The sequence below is a fragment of the Nonomuraea sp. NPDC004580 genome (assembly GCF_040609855.1).
GTDB lineage: Bacteria > Actinomycetota > Actinomycetes > Streptosporangiales > Streptosporangiaceae > Nonomuraea > Nonomuraea salmonea.
The window spans coordinates 40388-58237 of sequence record NZ_JBEXLH010000035.1 but is presented as its reverse complement, the minus strand read 5'-3'; the positions used below and the strand labels follow the sequence as shown (position 1 = coordinate 58237).

At 70.7% G+C, this 17850-nt stretch carries 17 protein-coding genes; 9 read left to right on the top strand and 8 right to left on the bottom strand.

Going from position 1 to position 17850, the window contains the following annotated elements; genetic code table 11:
• Positions 1–80: 80 nt before the first annotated feature.
• Entirely contained in the window at positions 81–338 is a 258-nt protein-coding gene (locus tag ABZW11_RS29695; protein WP_355423951.1) for a UBP-type zinc finger domain-containing protein, read from the bottom strand.
• A 92-nt stretch (positions 339–430) separates the two neighbouring features.
• Here ABZW11_RS29695 and ABZW11_RS29690 point away from each other — a divergent pair, with 92 nt between their 5' ends.
• Positions 431–1009, top strand: a complete 579-nt coding sequence (locus tag ABZW11_RS29690; RefSeq protein WP_355423949.1) for a UTRA domain-containing protein — start codon at positions 431–433, stop codon at positions 1007–1009.
• A 16-nt stretch (positions 1010–1025) separates the two neighbouring features.
• Here the strand turns inward: ABZW11_RS29690 and ABZW11_RS29685 are convergent, their stop codons facing one another.
• Together ABZW11_RS29685 and bla are read right to left on the bottom strand one after the other, a co-directional pair.
• Entirely contained in the window at positions 1026–3200 is a 2175-nt protein-coding gene (locus ABZW11_RS29685) for a transglycosylase domain-containing protein (protein ID WP_355423947.1), read from the bottom strand.
• Complete coding sequence (gene bla, locus ABZW11_RS29680; protein WP_355423944.1) at positions 3200–4168, bottom strand: class A beta-lactamase; 969 nt, start codon at positions 4166–4168, stop codon at positions 3200–3202. Before bla ends, ABZW11_RS29685 begins: the two co-directional genes overlap by 1 nt.
• Before the next feature lie 201 nt (positions 4169–4369).
• Here bla and ABZW11_RS29675 point away from each other — a divergent pair, with 201 nt between their 5' ends.
• From ABZW11_RS29675 to ABZW11_RS29655, 5 genes are read left to right on the top strand one after another with little or no spacing between them, the layout of a single operon-like run.
• Positions 4370–5323, top strand: coding sequence for an alpha/beta hydrolase (locus ABZW11_RS29675; RefSeq protein WP_355423941.1), 954 nt, complete (start codon positions 4370–4372; stop codon positions 5321–5323).
• 46 nt (positions 5324–5369) lie between these two features.
• A complete protein-coding gene (locus tag ABZW11_RS29670; RefSeq protein WP_355423938.1) occupies positions 5370–5756 on the top strand; it encodes a hypothetical protein in 387 nt (128 codons plus the stop codon).
• A gap of 56 nt (positions 5757–5812) precedes the next feature.
• Positions 5813–6145, top strand: a complete 333-nt coding sequence (locus ABZW11_RS29665) for a DUF202 domain-containing protein (protein WP_345387087.1) — start codon at positions 5813–5815, stop codon at positions 6143–6145.
• A 13-nt stretch (positions 6146–6158) separates the two neighbouring features.
• Complete coding sequence (locus ABZW11_RS29660; RefSeq protein WP_355423935.1) at positions 6159–6500, top strand: DUF202 domain-containing protein; 342 nt, start codon at positions 6159–6161, stop codon at positions 6498–6500.
• Positions 6501–6557: 57 nt separating this feature from the next.
• Positions 6558–6860, top strand: coding sequence for a hypothetical protein (locus ABZW11_RS29655; protein ID WP_355423932.1), 303 nt, complete (start codon positions 6558–6560; stop codon positions 6858–6860).
• A 65-nt stretch (positions 6861–6925) separates the two neighbouring features.
• Here the strand turns inward: ABZW11_RS29655 and ABZW11_RS29650 are convergent, their stop codons facing one another.
• Positions 6926–8791, bottom strand: coding sequence for an ABC transporter ATP-binding protein (locus ABZW11_RS29650; protein ID WP_355423929.1), 1866 nt, complete (start codon positions 8789–8791; stop codon positions 6926–6928).
• Positions 8788–10512, bottom strand: a complete 1725-nt coding sequence (locus ABZW11_RS29645) for an ABC transporter ATP-binding protein (protein WP_355423926.1) — start codon at positions 10510–10512, stop codon at positions 8788–8790. Before ABZW11_RS29645 ends, ABZW11_RS29650 begins: the two co-directional genes overlap by 4 nt.
• 401 nt (positions 10513–10913) lie before the next feature.
• Between ABZW11_RS29645 and ABZW11_RS29640 the strand changes: the two genes are divergently transcribed.
• Positions 10914–12194 carry a HAMP domain-containing sensor histidine kinase gene (locus ABZW11_RS29640; protein ID WP_355423923.1) on the top strand — a complete coding sequence of 427 codons (1281 nt, stop codon included), beginning with the start codon at positions 10914–10916 and terminating at the stop codon, positions 12192–12194.
• Here ABZW11_RS29640 and ABZW11_RS29635 read toward each other — a convergent pair.
• Positions 12093–15158: a hypothetical protein gene (locus ABZW11_RS29635; RefSeq protein WP_355423921.1), complete on the bottom strand. Its 3066-nt coding sequence runs from the start codon at positions 15156–15158 to the stop codon at positions 12093–12095. The two genes, ABZW11_RS29640 and ABZW11_RS29635, sit on opposite strands and share 102 nt — an antisense overlap.
• Before the next feature lie 49 nt (positions 15159–15207).
• On the opposite strand from ABZW11_RS29635, the gene ABZW11_RS29630 reads away from it, so the two are divergent.
• The gene (locus ABZW11_RS29630) at positions 15208–15855 is read left to right on the top strand and encodes a TetR/AcrR family transcriptional regulator C-terminal domain-containing protein (protein WP_355423918.1); all 648 of its coding nucleotides are present in this window, start codon (positions 15208–15210) and stop codon (positions 15853–15855) included.
• Between the two features lie 31 nt (positions 15856–15886).
• Here the strand turns inward: ABZW11_RS29630 and ABZW11_RS29625 are convergent, their stop codons facing one another.
• Together ABZW11_RS29625 and ABZW11_RS29620 are read right to left on the bottom strand one after the other, a co-directional pair.
• Positions 15887–16345, bottom strand: coding sequence for a lytic transglycosylase domain-containing protein (locus ABZW11_RS29625; RefSeq protein WP_355423915.1), 459 nt, complete (start codon positions 16343–16345; stop codon positions 15887–15889).
• A gap of 334 nt (positions 16346–16679) precedes the next feature.
• On the bottom strand, positions 16680–17078 hold the full coding sequence (locus tag ABZW11_RS29620) for a transglycosylase SLT domain-containing protein (protein WP_345387068.1): 399 nt from the start codon (positions 17076–17078) through the stop codon (positions 16680–16682).
• A 188-nt stretch (positions 17079–17266) separates the two neighbouring features.
• On the opposite strand from ABZW11_RS29620, the gene ABZW11_RS29615 reads away from it, so the two are divergent.
• A complete protein-coding gene (locus tag ABZW11_RS29615) occupies positions 17267–17752 on the top strand; it encodes a glutathione peroxidase (protein WP_355423911.1) in 486 nt (161 codons plus the stop codon).
• Positions 17753–17850: the final 98 nt, after the last annotated feature.

Below are 17850 nucleotides of genomic sequence, written 5' to 3'. Positions count from 1 at the left end.
GCCGGGCGCCCGGTGGTCAGGTCCGCGTGCCCGGTGGTCAGGTCCGCGCGCCCGGGGCCCAGGTCCGGTGCCGGGGTGGGTCAGCCCATCTGGCTGTCGACGAAGCACCAGCGCCAGTTCTCGCCCCGCTCGTACGACTGCACGACGGCGTGGCCGGTCTCGTGGAAGTGCGCGGTGGCATGCTTGGCCGGCGACGAGTCGCAGCACCCGATGTGGCCGCACTCCAGACAGCGCCGCAGGTGCACCCACCGCCCCTGATGGGCCAGGCACTCCTCGCAGCCCTCCGGCGTCTTGGCGGCGGGGTCGCCCGCCTGTGACAGATGTTCGCACGTTGCCATGTACGCGATCCTATGCTCAGCCCGGCGATCTCCCCTTGACCGGGGCCGGTGGCGAGGCGCGTAGGATGCCTGCGCACGTCGAGGAGGCTGACATGGGAGTCACAGAGGGCACGAACGCCGGGGCGCAGCGGGTACTGGTCCGCCGGGCGCTGCCGACCGAGCCCGCCGTACGCGCGTCGCAGTCCCTGTTCCTGGCCGAGGCCGAGCGCCAGGGGCTGGAGGCGGGCCGCCGCATGCTGTACGTCGGCGAGGAGCCCGCCCCCGACCACGTCGCCGCCTGCCTGCGCGTGCCACCGGGCACCGGCGTCATCGCGCGGCGCAAGCTGCTGACCGCCTCCGGCGTCCCCGTACGCATCGCCACCAGCTTCTTCCGCGCCGACCTCTTCGCCGGCACCCGCATCGCCGAGCCCGGGTTCGTCCGCCCGTCGCTGCAGTCGGCGCTGGTGGCGCTGGGCCACGCGTTCGGGCACGCCGAGGAGACGCTGGTCGCCCGCCCGCCGACCCCGTTCGAGCGCGAGACGCTGGAGCTGGCGGAGGGGGAGTGGGTCGTCCAGGTGCTGCGCACCGGCTACTCCACGGACGACGTGCCCGTCCACGTCCTGGAGACGATCTGCGCCGCCACCCGCCACGTCTTCACCGTCACCCAGGTCACAGGACACGACGAGTTCTGACCACGCTTCCCCGTTCCTACGGTTCGGTGGTGGGGGTGGGGGAGAGCGAGGTCGTGGGCGTGGGGGTGGCTCCCGTCGCTTCCTCGCCCTCGCCCTCGTCCTCGTCCTTCTCCGGCTGCTTCGGGGGGCAGCCCGTCGTGCAGCCCTCGAAGCGGCTGGTGAGGATCGGGGTGAACGGCGTGGGCCGGACCTTGCGCAGCGCCTGGATCATGGTCTCCCGCCAGATCGGCCCGGGGACGCTCGCCCCCTGCACCGAGCCGTAGTAGTGCCCGCCGATCGTCACCCCGGTCAGCTTGTACTGCTGCGACCCCCGCGGATCGCCCAGGCTGACGGCTCCGGCCAGGTCGGGGGTGAAGCCGGCGAACCAGGCCGAGGCGTACCCGTCGGTGGTGCCGGTCTTCCCGGCGGCGGGCCGGCCGATGCCGCCCGCGCCCCGCATGGTCCCCTCGGTGAACACGCCCGACAGCACCTCGGCGGTGGCGTCGGCGATGGCGGGTTCGAGTGCCTCGCGGCACTTGGGGCGGTAGCGGGTGGTCGAGCCGTCCCTGTCGGTGATGTGGGTGATGGCCATCGGCGCGCAGTAGGTTCCGCGGGCGGCGATCGCCGCGTAGGCGGCGGCCACCGTCACCGGGTCGGTCTCGTTGATGCCGAGGGTGAACGTCTCGTACTCGCGCAGCTTCTTGCCGTCCGCGCGCCGGATGCCGAGCGCCTTGGCGGTCTTGACGGTGTCGCAGAGCCCGACTCGCTGCTCCAGCTCCATGAAGAAGGTGTTGACGGAGCTCCACGTGCCGGTGCGCAGCGTCTTCCAGCCGGGCGAGCCCTCGTCGTTGGTGACGGTATGGGTGGGGTCGCCGATGCTCTGGCCTGCGCAGTTCTTGAACGTGGAGTACGCCGGCGCGCGGTAGCCGGCCCCCGCGGCGAGCCCGTCGTCCAGCTTCATGCCCTCCTTGAGCGCCGTGATCAGCGTGAACGTCTTCATCGTCGAGCCGGGCTGGAATCCGACCCCGCCCCCGTGCGCGGTGTCGGCGACCACGTTGTACGAGATCTCGTTCTTGCCGGCGTCGGGGCCGTACCGCCGGCTGGCGGCCATCGCCCTGATCGCCCCGCTGCCCGGCTGGACCAGCGCCTCGGCGGCCACGGGCCGGTCGGATGCGTGCACGTACCGCTTGATGGCGCGCTCGGCGGCGGCCTGCGCGACCGGGTCGAGCGTGGTCCTGATGGTGAGCCCGCCCCGGTTGAGCATGGCCAGCCGGGCCTTGGCGGTACGGCCGAAGTCGGGGTTGCTCAGAATCTCGTGCCGGACATAAAGGCAGAAGTACGGATATTTGCTGGCCTCGCAGCCGCCGGGCAGGCGCGTGCCCTTGTAGCCCAGCTTCGTGGCCTTGGCCGCGGCCGCCTCCTCAGCGGTGATCTTGCCCAGCTCCGCCATCCGGTTCAGCACCACGTCGCGGCGGTGCAGCAGCCGCTCCCGGTGCTCAGGGCCGAGGTTGGGGTCGGTGGCGTTCGGGTCCTGCACGGCGCCGGCCAGCGTGGCGGCCTGCGCCAGCGTCAGGTCGGCCGCGTGCACGCCGAAGAACCGCTTGGCGGCGGCCTCGACGCCGTACGCGCTCGCCCCGAAGTACGCGATGTTCAGATATTTCTCGAGAATCTGGTCCTTGGTGTACTTCTGTTCGATCCCCATCGCGTACCGCAGCTCGTTGAGCTTGCGCGCGTAGCTGGCCTCGATGGCGGCGTTCCGCTCCGCCTCGGTGCCGGCCGAGTTGAGCAGCACCTGCTTGACGTACTGCTGGGTGATGGAGGAGCCGCCCTGGCTGGTGCGGCCCGTCTGCAGGTTCGTGGCGAGGGCGCGCAGCGTGCCCTCGATGTCGATCGCCCCGTGCTCGTAGAAGCGGAAGTCCTCGATCGCCACGATCGCGGTCCGCATCTGCTCGGCGATCTCGTCGAGGCCGACGATCTCGCGGTACTCCTCGTAGAAGCGGGCGATCTCGCCGCCCTTGGCGTCCCGCACGATCGTCACCTCGGCGGGCGGCGGCTCGGCGAGATCGACCGGCTTGAGGTTCACCTCGTCCGCCGCCGCCACGAACCCGGCCCCCATGCCCCCGACGGCCGGGATCGCGATCGCGGCCACGAGCACGCCCGACCCGGCGGCGGCCGCGGCGAGGCGCAGGAGCTTCGTCCCCCGACGTCCCATCAGAGCCTGCCGAGTCCGCGGGCCAGGATGGTGGCGGTCCGAGCGATCACCTTCTCGTCGGCGGGCAGTCCCGCGGCCGTGCGGTTGGTGTAGACGGCCAGGATGATCGGCGCGCCCGAGCGGCCGGACGGCCAGGCGATCGCGACGTCGTTGCCCGCGCCGATCTCCTGGTTGGTGCCGGTCTTGTCGCCGATGGTCCACTTCTTCGGCAGGCCGGCGCGGATGCGGGCGTCACCCGTCTCGTTCGCGATGAGCCAGCGGTTGAGCTGCGCGCGGTCCTTGGGGTGCAGCGCCTTCCCCGCGGTGAGCAGGCGCAGGTCGCGGGCGAGCGCCGAGGGGGTGGTGGTGTCGCGCTTGTCCTTGGGCGTCCAGTCGTTCAGCTCGGTCTCCCAGCGGTCGAGCCGCGAGACCGGGTCCTTGAGACTGCGGAAGTACCTGGTCAGCCCGGCGGGCCCGCCGAGCTGCTTGAGCACCATGTTGCCCGCGGTGTTGTCGCTCAGCGTGATGGCGGCCTCGCAGAGCTGCGCGACCGTCAGCCCGTCCTTGACGTGCTTCTCGGTCGTGGGCGAGTTCGGCTTCACCTCGGCCTCCGTCCACTTCACCCGCTTGTTCATCAGGCCGGGCTCGGACGTGCGCGCCTTGTGCAGCACCGCCCCGCACGCCACCGCCTTGAACGTGGACAGGAGCGGGAACCGCTCACCCGATCGGTAGGCCACGGTCCTCCCCGTCGCCGTGTCGATCGCGTACGCCCCGATGCGCCCCTTGAAGGACGACTCAAGCGCTCGCAGCTCCTTGCTGACCAGCGCCTGGCCGGAGAGCTCGGCGGTCACCGCCGAGATCTCCGGCCAGGCGGTGGCCGCCGAGGCGGTGGCGGGGCTCGCGGTCGCGGCCCCGCCGGCCAGCAGCGAGAGGGTCAACGCAGTCGCCTGCACCGCGGCCGAGAGCCGCCGGGCACGAAGGTGTCGCATGCCAAGTCCTTGCCGTCGTTCGATCAGATCAGAGGGCAGGAGCAAAGCAGACGCGAAAGCGCGATGTCTAATAGCGATATCGCGAAAGCATTCATATCGCTTTCCATATCCTTGCAGGTCAGTGTCCGTTTTGCCGGAACGGCAACGTGGTTACTCGCAGCCCTAGCGAGCGGCCCATAGTGCTGGGAAAGGAGGAATGACATGAAGGACATCACCCATCGGCTGATCGAGGGGCCCGCAGGGCGCATCCACGTGGCGGAGCAGGGCGACGGCCCCCTGGCGCTGCTGGTGCACGGCTTCCCCGAGTCGTGGTACTCGTGGCGCCACCAGTTGCCCGCGCTGGCCGCCGCCGGATACCGGGCGGTGGCGATGGACGTGCGCGGCTACGGGCGGTCGGTCAAGCCGGCCAGGGTGGCGGCGTACCGGATGCTGGAGCTCGTCGCCGACTGCGTGGCCGTGGTGCGGGCGCTGGGCGGAGGGCCGGCGGTGATCGCCGGGCACGACTGGGGGTCGGGCATCGCCGCGCACAGCGCGCTGCTGCGGCCCGACCTGTTCCGGGCGGTCGCGCTGTTCAGCGTCCCGTACGCGCCGCGTGGCCCGCACCGGCCCGCCGACGCGTTCGCGGCGATGGGCGGCGAGGAGGAGTTCTACGTCAGCTACTTCCAGGAGCCAGGGCGGGCCGAGGTGGAGATCGAGTCCGACGTGCGGGGCTGGCTCGCCGGCTGCTACGCCGCGCTGTCGGCGGACGGGCTGGGCGAGAGCGCTTTCTTCCTGCCCGCGGGCGGCCGGTTGCGCGACCGCTGGCCGGAGGACGAGCTGCCGTCCTGGCTCGGCGAGGAGGACTTCGACGTCTACGCGGGCGAGTTCGAGCGCACCGGCCTGACCGGCGGGCTCAACCGCTACCGCAACGTGGACCGCGACTGGGAGGACCTCGCGGCCTGGGACGGCGCCCCCATCCTGCAGCCTTCGCTGTTCGTCGCGGGCGCGCAGGACGCGGGCGTACGGTGGCTGGCCGGCGCCATCGAGGCGTTCCCGCAGACCATGCCGGGCCTGTCGGGCAGCCACCTGATCGACGGCTGCGGCCACTGGGTGCAGCAGGAACGCCCGCAGGAGGTCAACCGATTGCTGACCGGCTGGCTGGCCACGCTTTCCTGAGCGTTCGGTCACGCCACGTGGCCGGGTGCTTGGGTAGTGTCGAGGTATGCGTTCACTCAGAAGCCGGTTCGTGCCCCTGGCCCTCTTCGCCTCGTGCGTGCTCGCGGCCGGTTGCAGTGATGTCAATAACACCATCGACAAGGCCCAGGCCTGCATCGAGGCGCCCAAGATCGTCACGGAGCTGGGCGCCCAGGTCACCAAGCTGACCGACGACCCCCAGGCCATGGACAAGGCGATCGACGACGCCGCGGCCAAGCTCAACGGCGTGGCCGACTCGGCGGCCAACACCACGCTCAAGGAGGCCAGCGACAGCCTGGCCGCCACGCTGACCGGCATCACGGTCAACGACGTCAACGACGCGGTCGACGCCGCCCAGAAGGTCGCCACCGAGAGCGCCGACTACGTCAACAAGGTCGCGCAGGCCTGCAGCTGACCCCAGGGACAATCCCGGCATCTCTAGGGGAAATGGGGACGAATTACCGTTTTTCCATGGAACCCGACCCGCGTTTCACCTTGGCCAACGAACGCACCTTCCTCACCTGGCTGAGCACGGCGCTGGCGCTCAGCGCGGGTGGGGTGGCCATCGCGGCGGTGCCGTCCGACGTGTTCGTGCCGTGGCTGCGTACGTGCCTGGCCATCGCGCTCGTCACCCTGTCCGCGCTGGCGGCCGGCATGGCATACCCCCGCTGGCGCAACATCCAGCGCGCGCTGCGCAAGCAGGCGCCGCTCCCGCCGCCCGCGCTCGCGGCCGTCTTCGGTTACGGCGTCGCCGCCGTCGCGGTGGCCGCCCTCGTCCTGATCATCCTGTCGGCGCGGGGCTGACGGCGAGGACGCCGTGGGCATCACTCCGGAAGAGGAGATCTGGGACGAGGGCCTGCAGAGCGAGCGCACCCGGCTCGCCTGGGTGCGCACCGCCGTGGCGCTGTCCACCGGCGGGCTCGGCGCCGCCGGCGTCGCGCTGCGCAGCGGCCTGCCGGCGCCCGCCATCGCCGCGTTCGCGCTGGCCGCGCTCTGCGGCGCCGTGCTGCTGATCAGGACCAGGCAGCGCTTCCGCCGCGTGCAGGCCGCCCTGCATGGCGGCCGCCCCCTCGACGCCGGGCTCGACGCGGTCGTCGCCTGGCTCGGCACGCTGAGCGTGGTCGCGGGCGCCGTGACCTTCGTGTTCACCGTTCGGTAGGGCCGGGTTGCGACACGCCGGGAGGGAGGCGGACACTCGGAAGCAGGGGGTGACCTCATGGAAGAAGAACTGCGGATCGTGCCTTTCGAGTGTCAGCGCTGCTGGCACGTGTGGGAGGAGGAATACGTCGTCAGGCACCAGGAGGACCGTCACGGCAACGCGGGTGAGATCTGGCTGCGCGCCGGGCTGCCCGTCTCGCCGCCCTCATCGGGCGCCATCTGCCCGCGATGCGGCTGCCAGCGGGCCACGACCTTCCCGGACGGCTACCTGTCACGCCATCCGGAGCTGAGGAGAGCGGCGGAGTCCGCCGTCCCCGACGAGACGCCGCTGATCAGCCCGGTACGCCCGCGGCTGTACTGAACTCCCCGAATCTCCATACAGAGCCGGCTCCGGCATCCCTGGAGGAGTGCCGGAGCCGGAACCCCTCAGCTGAGGCTCTCCAGCCACGCCTGGTGCAACCCGGCGAAGCGGCCGGACGCGGCGATGAGCTGCGCCGGCGGCCCGTCCTCGACGATGCGGCCGTGCTCCATCACCAGCACCCGGTCCGCGATCTCCACCGTGGACAGCCGGTGCGCGATGATCAGCGCGGTGCGCTCGGCCAGGATCGTCCGCAGCGCCCGCTGCACCAGCCGCTCGCTCGGCACGTCGAGGCTGGAGGTGGCCTCGTCGAGGATGAGCACGGCAGGGTCGGCGAGGAACGCCCGCGCGAACGCGACGAGCTGGCGCTGACCGGCCGACATGCGCCCGCCGCGCTTGCCCACCTCGGTGTCGTAGCCGTCGGGCAGCGACGAGATGAACTCGTGGGCGCCGATGGCCTTGGCCGCCTCGCGTACCTGGTGGTCGGTGGCGTCGGGGCGGCCGAACCTGATGTTGTCGGCCACCGTGCCGTCGAACAGGAAGTTCTCCTGCGTCACCATGACCACCGCCTGGCGCAGCGTCGGCTCGTCGAGCGTGCGCAGGTCCACGCCGTCGAGCAGCACGCGGCCCTCGGTCGGGTCGTAGAAGCGGGAGATCAGCTTGGCCAGCGTGGTCTTGCCCGCCCCGGTCGCGCCGACCAGCGCCACGCTCTGCCCGGCCGGGATGGTCAGGTCGAGGCGCGGCAGGATCGGCATCTCCTTGACGTAGGAGAACTCGACGCCGTCGAAGCGCACCTTGCCCTGCGCCCGGCCGCCCGGCAGCGCCGCCGGCTCGCGCGGCTCCGGCACGCCGGGCTCCTCCTCCAGCACGCCGGACAGCTTCTCCAGCGCCGCGCCCGCCGACTGCAGCGTGTTGTAGAACTGGCTGATCTCCTGCATCGGCTCGTAGAACTGGCGCAGGTAGAGCATGAACCCGGCCAGCACGCCGACCTCCACCTCGCCGTGCAGGGCGAGGTAGCCGCCGTAGAGCAGCACCGCGCCGATCGTCATGTTGCCGATCAGTTTGATGCCGGTCATGAACGTCGCGCCGAGGATCATGCTGCGCGCGTTCGCGTCGCGGTAGTCGTCGTTGAGCTGCTCGAAGATCTCCTGGTTACGCGGCTCCCTGCGGAACGCCTGCACCGCGCGGATGCCGATCATCGACTCCACGAAGTGCACGATCACCAGGGCGACCGTCTCCCTCGTCCGCCGGTAGACGACCGCCGACTGCCGCTGGAACCACTTGGTGAACAGCAGCAGCAGCGGCAGCGGGACCAGCGCCACGAGGCCGAGGTGCACGTCCAGCACCAGCAGCAGCACCGCCGTGCCGACCAGCGTCAGCACCGCCTTGACCAGCGCGTCGAACCCCGACTGCACCAGCTCGGCGATGGCCTCGATGTCGGAGGTCAGCCGGGAGATCACCCGGCCCGAGGTGTACTTCTCGTGGAAGCTCAGCGACAGCCGCTGGAAGTGGTCGAACACCCTCCTGCGCAGCGTCAGCAGGATGCTCTGGCCGACCGTCCCCATCAGCCGCAGGAACGCCTGGCGGGCCAGCGCCTGGGTGACCGCCGCGGCCAGGATCACCCCGACCACGGTCAGCAGCACCGTCGGGGCCTGGCCGCCGGTGATCGGCGGGATGCCCCGGTCGATGCCGACCGAGACCAGGAACGGGATCGACAGCCCGGCCGCGTTGGAGACCACGATGATCAGGACGAGCAGCGCGATCTTCCTCCGGTACGGCCGCAGCAGATCGCCGAGCAGCCGCCGCGAGCGGGCCCGCAGCAGCACCGACACCTTCTCCGACAGCTCGTCCTGGTCCTCGGAGCCGACGCCGCGCCAGGAGGCGTTCTTCTCAGGAGCCGTCGTGGTCGCCGTCGTGGTCGCCGGCGTGGTCATCGCAGCGCTCCTTCCGCCGCGTCGTCGAAGTCGGCGTCCTGCGCCAGGAGCTCGCGGTACTCCGGCACCTGCGCCAGCAGCTCGCGGTGCTGGCCGACGTGCGTGATCGTGCCGTCGCGCAGCAGCGCGACCTTGTCGGCCAGCAGCACCGTGGAGGCGCGGTGGGCGACCACGATGCCGGTCGCGTCGCGCAGGACGTGCCGTAGCGCCTCCTCGACCAGGGCCTCGGTCTCGGCGTCGAGCGCGGACAGCGTGTCGTCGAGCACGAGGATGCGCGGCTTGCTGAGCACCGCCCTGGCCAGGGCGAGCCGCTGCCGCTGCCCGCCGGACAGCGACAGGCCCTGCTCGCCGATACGGGTGTCGAGACCCCACGGCAGGTCGTACACGAACATCGCCTGCGCGGTCTGGATGGCCTGCTCCAGCTCCTCCTCGGTGGCGTCGAGCCGGCCCAGCATGAGGTTCTCGCGCACGCTCATCGAGAACAGCGTGGGCTCCTCGAACGCGGTGGCGACCACCTGGCGCAGCTGCTTGAGATCGAGCTCGCGGACGTCGTGACCGTCGATCGTGACCCGGCCGGAGGTGGGGTCGAGCAGGCGGGGCACCAGCGCGGTCAGGGTGGTCTTGCCCGACCCGGTGGCCCCGACGATGGCGACCGTCTCGCCCGGCCGCACGTCCAGCCAGACGTCCTGCAGCACGGGCTGCTCGGAGTCGGCGAAGCGGAAGCCGACGCCCTCGAAGCGCAGGTGGCCGCGCGGCTCCTCGATGACGTCCGAGCCGCTCTCGATGGCGGGGACGGTGTCCATGACCTCCATCAGCCGGTCGGCGGAGGTCATCGCCTCCTGCGCCATGACCAGCAGGTAGCCGAGGCTCGCCACCGGCCAGACCAGCTGCAGCATCAGCGTGGTGAACGCGACCAGCGCGCCCAGCGTCAGCGCGCCGGAGCCGACCGCCAGCGCGCCGAGCAGCAGCACCAGCGCCAGCGTGATGTTGGGCACGATCTCCAGGAAGGAGAAGAACTTCGCCGACAGCCGCACCTTGCTCATCGAGGAGCCGTAGACCTTGAGCGCGGCCTCGTCGTAGCGGTCGAAGACGTGGTGGCGGCGGCCGAACGCCTTGATCGTGCGGATGCCGATCGCCGACTCCTCGACGAACGTGGCGAGGTCGCCCTGCTCGTCCTGGACCTGGCGGGAGATCTTGATGTAGCGCCGCTCGAAGCGCTGGGAGGTCATCACGATCGGCACGACCGAGGCCAGCACCAGCAGGCCGAGCGGCCAGTACTTGTTGAGCAGCAGCACGGTGACGGTGACGACCTGGAGCACGTTCATGACCAGGAACAGCGCGCCGAAGCCGAGGAAGCGCCGCAGGGTCGACAGGTCCGTCGTCGCCCGTGACAGCAGCTGGCCCGACTGCCAGTCGCCGTGGAAGGCCATGGGCAGGCGCTGCAGGTGGGCGTAGAGGTCGTCGCGGATGGCGGTCTCAAGGCCGAGCACCGGCTTGACCTGGATGAAGCGCCGGAAGAAGATCAGCAGCGCTTCGAGCGCGCCCACGCCGACCGCCAGCAGGCCGAGCGGCAGCAGAGCGCCGGGTTCCTTGTCGGCCACGGGCCCGTCGATGACTCTCTCGATGATGAGGGGGAAGACGATCACCAGGCCGACGCCGACGAGTGCGGTCAGCCAGATGACGACCAGTCGTAAGACGTATGGGCGGAGGTAGGACCGCATCCGCCACAGGGAGTTGACGGAGAGCCTGGAGGAGGATCTGGAAGACGGCAGGGCAGGGCGAGGTTGGTGCGTATCGGGAGGCATCCCTTCTAGGCTAATACGTCGGATCAACCGATTTTCTGTGGCCTCAGGGTGGGTTTTCTGTACATGACGTGGGAAAACGTGAATAGTCATGCACTTTCGGCTGGTCCGTAAACCGTAGTTGACGACAGGAGGGAGGGCGGCCCATGATCGGCGAATCCGAGCTCGCACACCTGCGGCGCTGCGTCGAGCTGGCCGAGGAGGTGCGCGAGCTGCGCAGGAGTTACCACAGCGGACGGCCGACATCCGTTTGACCTGCGGTTTGCAGCCCGCGTGGCACAGTCGGACACATGGTGCACGGCCGCTCCATCAGGGCTCGGATGACGCTCGCGACGGTGGTGTCGTTCGGCGTCCTCCTGCTGGGCGGAGCGGCCCTGCTGTCGGCGACGTGGCCGTCCAGGGCCCGCGCCGACCTGGTGTCGCAGGCCGCCACCGCCAGCAGGCACCTCACCACGATCATCGACACCGAGCGCTTCGAGGGCCCCATCCCGCCGATGAACGGCATCGGGCTGCTGCAGATCGTCGACTACGAGGGCCGTGTGGTCGCCGCCAGCGCGGGCCTGCTCGGCCAGCCGCCGATCACCCGGGCCCGGCCCACCGGCGGTGACTCGCAGGTCGAGACCCGGGAGTGCCGGCCGGAAGGCTGCCTCGCCGTCGTCGGCACCAGCAACCGCGCCACCGTCTACGGCCCCGTCGTCGCCTACGCGGCCGTTCGCGAGCCGTTCCTGCTGCACTCGCCGTACCTGCGGGTCATGCTCTTCGGCTCCTCCGCGCTGCTGCTGGCGCTGATGGCCTGGGGCACCTGGTACGGCGTCGGCCGCGTGCTCGCCCCCGTCGAGCAGATCAGGCAGGGCCTGCAGAGGATCAGCGCCGAGGACCTCAGCTCCCGCGTCGCGGTGCCCGACTCGCGCGACGAGGTGGCCGAGCTGGCCGCCACCGTCAACGAGACGCTCGACCGGCTGGAGGACGCCGTGGACCGGCACCGGCGCTTCGTCTCCGACGCCTCCCACGAGCTGCGCACCCCCATCGCCGGGCTGATGGTGCGGCTGGAGGACGGGCTGTACGAGCGCGGCGAGGCCGACTGGCGGGCCGCGCTGGACGACGCCCAGCGGCTCGCCGACATCGTGCAGGACCTGCTGCTCATGGCCCGCCTGGACGCCGGGGCGCCGGTCAAGAAGAAGCGCCTCGACCTCGGCCGGCTGGTCGAGGACGAGGTCGCGCGGCGCCCCTCCCGGCTGCCCGTCACCGTACGCGCCGAGCCCGGCGTGCACGTGCGCGGCAACCGGCTGCGGCTGGCCCGCGTCCTGACCAACCTGCTGTCCAACGCCGACCGCTACGGTGACTCCAAGGTGGAGGTGCAGGTGCGGGGCAGCGGGGACGAGGCGGTGCTCGAAGTGGTGGACGACGGGCCCGGCATCCCCGAGGAGAAGCGGGAGCAGGTGTTCGAACGCTTCACCCGCCTCGACGTGACCCGCTCGCGCGACCTCGGCGGCAGCGGCCTAGGACTGCCGATCGCCCGCGACATCGCCAGGGAGCACGGCGGAGAACTCGCCATCGAAGGGCCGCAGACGCGGCTCGTCCTCCGCCTGCCCCGCGATTAGGCCCGCCTGCACCTTGACGCGCTCCTCGACGTCGGGGCGCGCGCTCAGCACCTCGTGGATCCGCTGCAGCCGGTTCGGCCCCGACCAGCGGCGGGCGGCCGTCCGCATGAGGTCGAGCACGTCGCGGCCGGGCAGCACGCGGGCGTCCTCCGCCAGCCTGCGCAGCACTTTGTCTACATAGCTCCAGGTCGGGCCCTCTGACAGCGCGGCGGCGTACAGGGCGGTGTCCGGGGTCTCGCTCAGCAGGAGGTCGAGCAGCAGCGCCACGGGGGAGCGCGGGTACGACTCCAGCGTCGGATCGACGTCCGCCGCGTAGGGGAGCAGGGCGGCGTACAGGTGACCGAGCAGCGTGTCGTCGCGGAAGGCGATCTCGCGCATGGGGATCGAGCCGCTCGACCGCATCCTGCGGGCCGGCTGCGGCCTCTCGCCCGGCCAGGTGAAGAAGACCAGGTCCGCCACGTCGATCTCGGCGTCCCGCTCTAAGGTCACCTCCAGGGTCCTGACCCCGTCGCGCAGCTCGTGGCGGACCTTGACCGTGCGGATCAGCGCGTCCCACTCGGCCCTGGTGAGCTGGGAGTGCCACAGGCGGGTCATCCTGCGCCACAGCTCGTTCGCCTGCTCCTGCTGGGCGCTCCCGAACAGCTCGGCCCCCGTCACCGGGCCGTCGGCCGCAAGGACCGCGAGCAGCATCAGGTTCGCGGCGTAGGCGGCGCAGCGGGCGGTCACGTCCGCCCGGGTGGGCTGGTAGGCGTCGTACGCCGAGCCCGGCCTGCCCTGCGGCGCCCGCGAGAACAGCTCGCACAGGTGCCTCTTGAGGATCTCGCGCCGGTCCTCCGTGAGGTCGGTCGTCAGGCGGTGGGCCAGGAAGTCCACCGTGGGGGCGCGGCCCGCCAGCGCGGCGAACGACAGCAGGGCGTGCAGGAAGCCGTCGTCCGGGGTGGCCGGGCGGCGCCGCGACTCGGCGAAGGCCAGCTGCTCCGCCATGTCCGCCAGCTCCCTGGCCACCAGGCGGGCCACCAGGTATTCGCCGAAGGTGGCGTGCAGGAACTCGTACGTCCTGAGGCGTTCGTGGTCGCGCAGCGCCTGGGTGGTGTGAATGAAGAAGAACCCGCCGATCACGCCTTCCGCCTGCGTCAACCGGCGGCGGAAACCGGATCCTCCGCTCTTCTCTGGTGAGTCCGGCAGCAGCACGTGCAGGTCCGCGTCCAGGTCGGCGTCCGCGATCCACTGCCGGCCGCGGTTGAACATCGCGAACGCCGTCACCGACAGCCGCAGCAGCTCGTCCTCCACCGCCCGTTCGAGCTCGCCGTCCGGCAGCCCTGGGCGGGTCTTGGCGACCTCCCGGGCCGCGAAACCGTGCAGGAGGCGCTCGTACAGCTCGGCCTCGGGCAGGTCCTCGCGCATGAGGCGCAGCGCGTTGGCGTCGGCGTCGTAGAGGGCCAGCAAGGACAGCAGGAGCGGCTGACCGGCCAGCTTCGGCACGGCGAGCACTCTTTCGAGGGGCATGGGCTGCAGGTCGCGGTCGCGGAAGTACGTCTGGTTGGCGTCGTTCCAGACGGTGACCCACTGCGCGATCTGCTCGTCGTCGAAGGGCTCCAGACGGATGACGTAGGAGTCGTCCGGCACGCGGGCGCGGTCAGCCACCGCCGTTCTGGAGGTGACGATGACCGCCAGTGCCCGGCCCTTCTCGGCTTGTGCGCGCTGGAACTCGGCGACTCGCTCCAGGTAGTCGCTCTGGTTGACACCGGTCGCCTGGAGCAGCTCGTCGAAGCCGTCCAGCATCACTACGGGGAGCGCGCCGCCGCCCGCGTGCACGAAGTCGGGCCATGACATGTCCTCGTCCAGCGCGGTCCTGATGCCGTGCTCGATCTGTGTCAGGACGCCGGAGTCAGCGGGCACCCCGCGCAGCTCGACCCTGAGCGGCAGGAACTCGTTCGCCGGCAGGCGGGCGGCGAGCACGCGGGTCAGCACGGACTTGCCCGCGCCTGGCTGGCCCAGCACGAGCAGCGGGGCATCGGCGGCCAGGGGGAGCGTCAGGTAGGCGGCCAGGAAGGAGGTCAGGTCGTCGCGGCGGTCGAGCTCCGCCCACATTCTCTCCTCGGCCGCCGGCATGCCCGTCCGGAGGCAGCGGTATGCCGGGTCCACATAGCCCTGCTCAAGGGTGGGGAGGGTCATCCCGGCAGGCGTGCGCGTGGAGGACATCATCGGGTGCCGGAGCGCGGCCCGGTTCGCCATGGTCAGTGCGGTCAGCCGGTCCGACGGGCAGCGGACCTGCGAGATCGAGGCCAGCCGCCGCTCGATCCCGGCCAGGCCGTGCGCCAGCTCCCTGATCTCGGCCCTGGTGGCCTGATGATCGGCACGGTCGATCCAGCAGGCGACCTCGGGGAACTCGGCGGCCATCCGGCGGAACAGCTCCTCGTAGCGGCGCAGCGCGAGGGCCGGTATGCCGGCGCGCAGCCGGGCCCGCGTGGTCGCGTCCCAGCGGTCCCAGCAGGCGAGCCCGGACAGGATGTCGAACAGCTCCTCCGTGAAGTTGCGGTAGTCGTTGCGGAGGAGCCCGATCATGCGCTCATGGGGAAATCTGGGACCGGGAGGCGTCACCGGGGCGTCGGCCAGAGCGTGCAGCCGGTCATCCGTGCCGAGGATGCGGCGCTGGTCCTCAAGAGTCAGATCGCGGAGCACTTCCATCTCGGCGAGCGCCTCTAAATAGGCGACCATCACGATGACCGTGTGGGCCGCGGTCAGCCGTTGCGTGGTGTCGTACCGGCTCAGGCCCTTGATCTTGTCGCGCGTGCGGCGCAGGAAGGTGTCACCGAGCCGCACCGCTTCGCCGCGGGCGTCGAAGAGGTCGATCTCGCCGAGGCCGAACAGGGCCAACGAGGAGGCTTTGTCGAGGAGGCCGGAGATCGCCGTGGGGCCGCCCAGCAGGGCGACGGCGTCGCGATAGGTCAGCAGGTGCCGCACTCGTCACAGTCTGCCGGAGTGTGGGGTGATCGCGTTCCTAGAATGAGTCATGCCCACTGAGCCTCTTTCCCGAGCGCGTATCGTCGCCGCCGCCGTCGAGCTGATCGAGCGGGAGGGCGCCGACGCGATCTCCATGCGGCGCGTGGCGGCCGGGCTGGGGGTCGGCGTGATGTCGCTCTACAACCACGTGCCCAACAAGGACGCCCTGCTCGACGGGGTCGCCGAGGCGGTGCTGAGCGAGATCGAGTTCACCGACGACCCCGAGGCGCCGTGGAGCGAGCGCGTACGCGGCCAGGCGCGGGCGTTCCGGCAGATCGCCCACCACTACCCGCGCTGCACGATGCTGGTGGTCAGCAGGCAGCTGCACTCCACGGCCGGGCTGCTGCCGGTCGAGCGGGCGCTGGCGACGCTGCGTGACGCGGGGTTCGACGGGGCCGGCGCGGTGCGGGTGCTGCGCATGTTCATCGCCTACATCGTGGGCTCGCTGCTGCGGGAGGTGGGGGTGACGCCGACGTTCGCGCCGGCGCAGACCAGGACGATCAGCGCGGACGGAGTCGATCCCGCGCTGTTCCCCGAGGTGACGTCACTGGCGGGACTGCTGGGGGAGTGTGATCACGAGGCGGAGTTCGAGTTCGGGCTGGACATGTTGATCAGGGCCGTCGAGGAGCGGGCTGGGCGTAGGGAGGGCACCCGGTAGCGGTACGGCACCGGATGCCCTCCTGGGCCTCCTAGTACCAGTTGTGCGATCTGAAGTGTCCCCAGGCGCCGCAAGGCCTGCCGTACCTCCCCTTGATGTAGGCCAGGCCCCACCGGATCTGCGTCTCCGGGTTGTGCTTCCAGTCGCGGCCCGCGCCGCGCATCTTGCCGGCCGGGAGGGCCTGCGGGATGCCGTACGCGCCGGATGAGCTGTTACGTGCCCGGTGGTTCCAGCCGCTCTCCCTGGTCCACAGGTTGTCGAGGCAGCGGAACTCGCGCAGGTTCCACGAGCGCTGGACGACGTGCCCCAGGGCGATCTTCTTGTTCCTGTTCTCCGGCCGGACGGCCGTGATCTTCGGCTGGGCCGACGTGGTCCAGGTCCTGGTCTTGATCGGCATCGGCATGGTCTCGGCCCTGGCCGGAGTGCCGCCGATGACGGTGAATGCGCTGACGGTGATGAGTGTGCCCGTGAGCACGCGTGTGCTGTCCAAATCGATCCTTGCCATCGGGCCGCGTGCGGACGGGCGCGCTCGGTGCGCGCCCTGCCTGCCCGCGCCCGTGGCTCGGGCGCGGAGGGTCCGCGTGGCCCTCCGGGATCCTGTTGCCGCCCGATCGTGCTGGGCGGCCCGAAGGGCACCGCGACGTGTCCTTTAGCACGATTCCTATTACGCACAGTCACCGTCGGTCACTTACAGTGACACGCGAAGGACGGGTGTTTGTGTGTTCGTTGCGGATAAAAGGCCCGCTCGCTGGAGCGGGATTGCCCGGCCCGCCTCCCGGCTGGACGGGGCTTGCCGTAAAAAGCGCGCGAGCCTGGGGTTTGGCTCAGTACCAATGGTGGGACTGGAAGTGGCCCCAGGCCCGGCACGGCGACTTGTAGCGCTGCTTGATGTAGCCGAGCCCCCAGTGGATCTGCGTGCGCGGGTTGGTGCGCCAGTCGCGCCCTGAGGAGGCCATCTTGTGGCCGGGCAGCGCCTGCGGGATGCCGTAGGCGCCTGAGCTGCGGTTGCCCGCGCGGTGGTTCCAGCCGCTCTCGCGGGTCCAGAGTTTCACCAGGCACCTGTACTGGCCGATGTCCCAGCCTCGCTTGGCCACCATGGTCCGAGCGATGGACTTGTTCCTGCCGCTGGTCTGGGAGCTCTGCGCCTGTGCGGCCGAGGCGCCGCCGGCCGCCACGAGCGTGGCGGTCAGCACCAGGACGCCGGTACGGCGGAGCATGGGCATGCGGGTTCCCTTTCGAGGGGGTTCATGGACCGCGCCACAGTGCCCGAGCGAATCTCTTGACAGCGAATTGACCAAGAAAACGAAGCTCGTCAGTAAAGATCACGATATATACCTTCTTCAGGGGGTTTGTCCGAAAAATGAGGACTGTGTCACAAATCTGGCCCTGACTCGTTCTGTAGGGTCGGATCATGAGCCTCAGTGACATCCCGCTCCGCACCCTCGACGACGCCCCCACCACGCTCGGCGCCCTCGCCTCCGGCGGCCCCGCCCTGATCGTGAACGTGGCCTCCCGCTGCGGCCTGACCCCTCAGTACGCCGCCCTCGTCGAGCTCCAGCGCCAGTACGGCCCCCGCGGCCTCACCGTCGTCGGCATGCCCTGCAACCAGTTCGCCGGCCAGGAGCCCGGCACCGCCGAGGAGATCCAGCAGTTCTGCGCCGCCACGTACGGCGTGGACTTTCCGCTCCTGGAGAAGGCCGACGTCAACGGCCCGGGCCGGCATCCGCTCTACGCCGAGCTGACCCAGGCGGCCGACGAGCAGGGCGAGGCCGGCGACGTGCAGTGGAACTTCGAGAAGTTCCTCGTGGACGGCGAGGGCCAGGTCGTGGCCCGCTTCCGCCCCCGCACCGCCCCCGACGACCCGGCAGTCGTCGCGGCGATCGAGAAGCTGCTCTGACGCGGCGGTCGCCAAGCGTTACGAAGTCATGACGCTACGCGCGCGGGCCGGTGGGTAGTCATCCCCATTGTCGCTGGACCGGCCCGCAGGGGAGCGTG

Bases quoted from the DNA above. Each gene is read 5' to 3' on its own strand.
- ABZW11_RS29655 (WP_355423932.1), top strand. From the start codon at position 6,558: ATGGAAGAAGAACTGCGGATCGTGCCTTTCGAGTGTCAGCGCTGCTGG.
- ABZW11_RS29640 (WP_355423923.1), top strand. From the start codon at position 10,914: ATGACGCTCGCGACGGTGGTGTCGTTCGGCGTCCTCCTGCTGGGCGGA.
- ABZW11_RS29645 (WP_355423926.1), bottom strand. From the start codon at position 10,512: ATGCGGTCCTACCTCCGCCCATACGTCTTACGACTGGTCGTCATCTGG.
- bla (WP_355423944.1), bottom strand. From the start codon at position 4,168: ATGCGACACCTTCGTGCCCGGCGGCTCTCGGCCGCGGTGCAGGCGACT.
- ABZW11_RS29690 (WP_355423949.1), top strand. From the start codon at position 431: ATGGGAGTCACAGAGGGCACGAACGCCGGGGCGCAGCGGGTACTGGTC.
- ABZW11_RS29685 (WP_355423947.1), bottom strand. From the start codon at position 3,200: ATGGGACGTCGGGGGACGAAGCTCCTGCGCCTCGCCGCGGCCGCCGCC.
- ABZW11_RS29620 (WP_345387068.1), bottom strand. From the start codon at position 17,078: ATGCCCATGCTCCGCCGTACCGGCGTCCTGGTGCTGACCGCCACGCTC.
- ABZW11_RS29665 (WP_345387087.1), top strand. From the start codon at position 5,813: ATGGAACCCGACCCGCGTTTCACCTTGGCCAACGAACGCACCTTCCTC.
- ABZW11_RS29675 (WP_355423941.1), top strand. From the start codon at position 4,370: ATGAAGGACATCACCCATCGGCTGATCGAGGGGCCCGCAGGGCGCATC.
- ABZW11_RS29670 (WP_355423938.1), top strand. From the start codon at position 5,370: ATGCGTTCACTCAGAAGCCGGTTCGTGCCCCTGGCCCTCTTCGCCTCG.
- ABZW11_RS29630 (WP_355423918.1), top strand. From the start codon at position 15,208: ATGCCCACTGAGCCTCTTTCCCGAGCGCGTATCGTCGCCGCCGCCGTC.
- ABZW11_RS29615 (WP_355423911.1), top strand. From the start codon at position 17,267: ATGAGCCTCAGTGACATCCCGCTCCGCACCCTCGACGACGCCCCCACC.
- ABZW11_RS29650 (WP_355423929.1), bottom strand. From the start codon at position 8,791: ATGACCACGCCGGCGACCACGACGGCGACCACGACGGCTCCTGAGAAG.
- ABZW11_RS29695 (WP_355423951.1), bottom strand. From the start codon at position 338: ATGGCAACGTGCGAACATCTGTCACAGGCGGGCGACCCCGCCGCCAAG.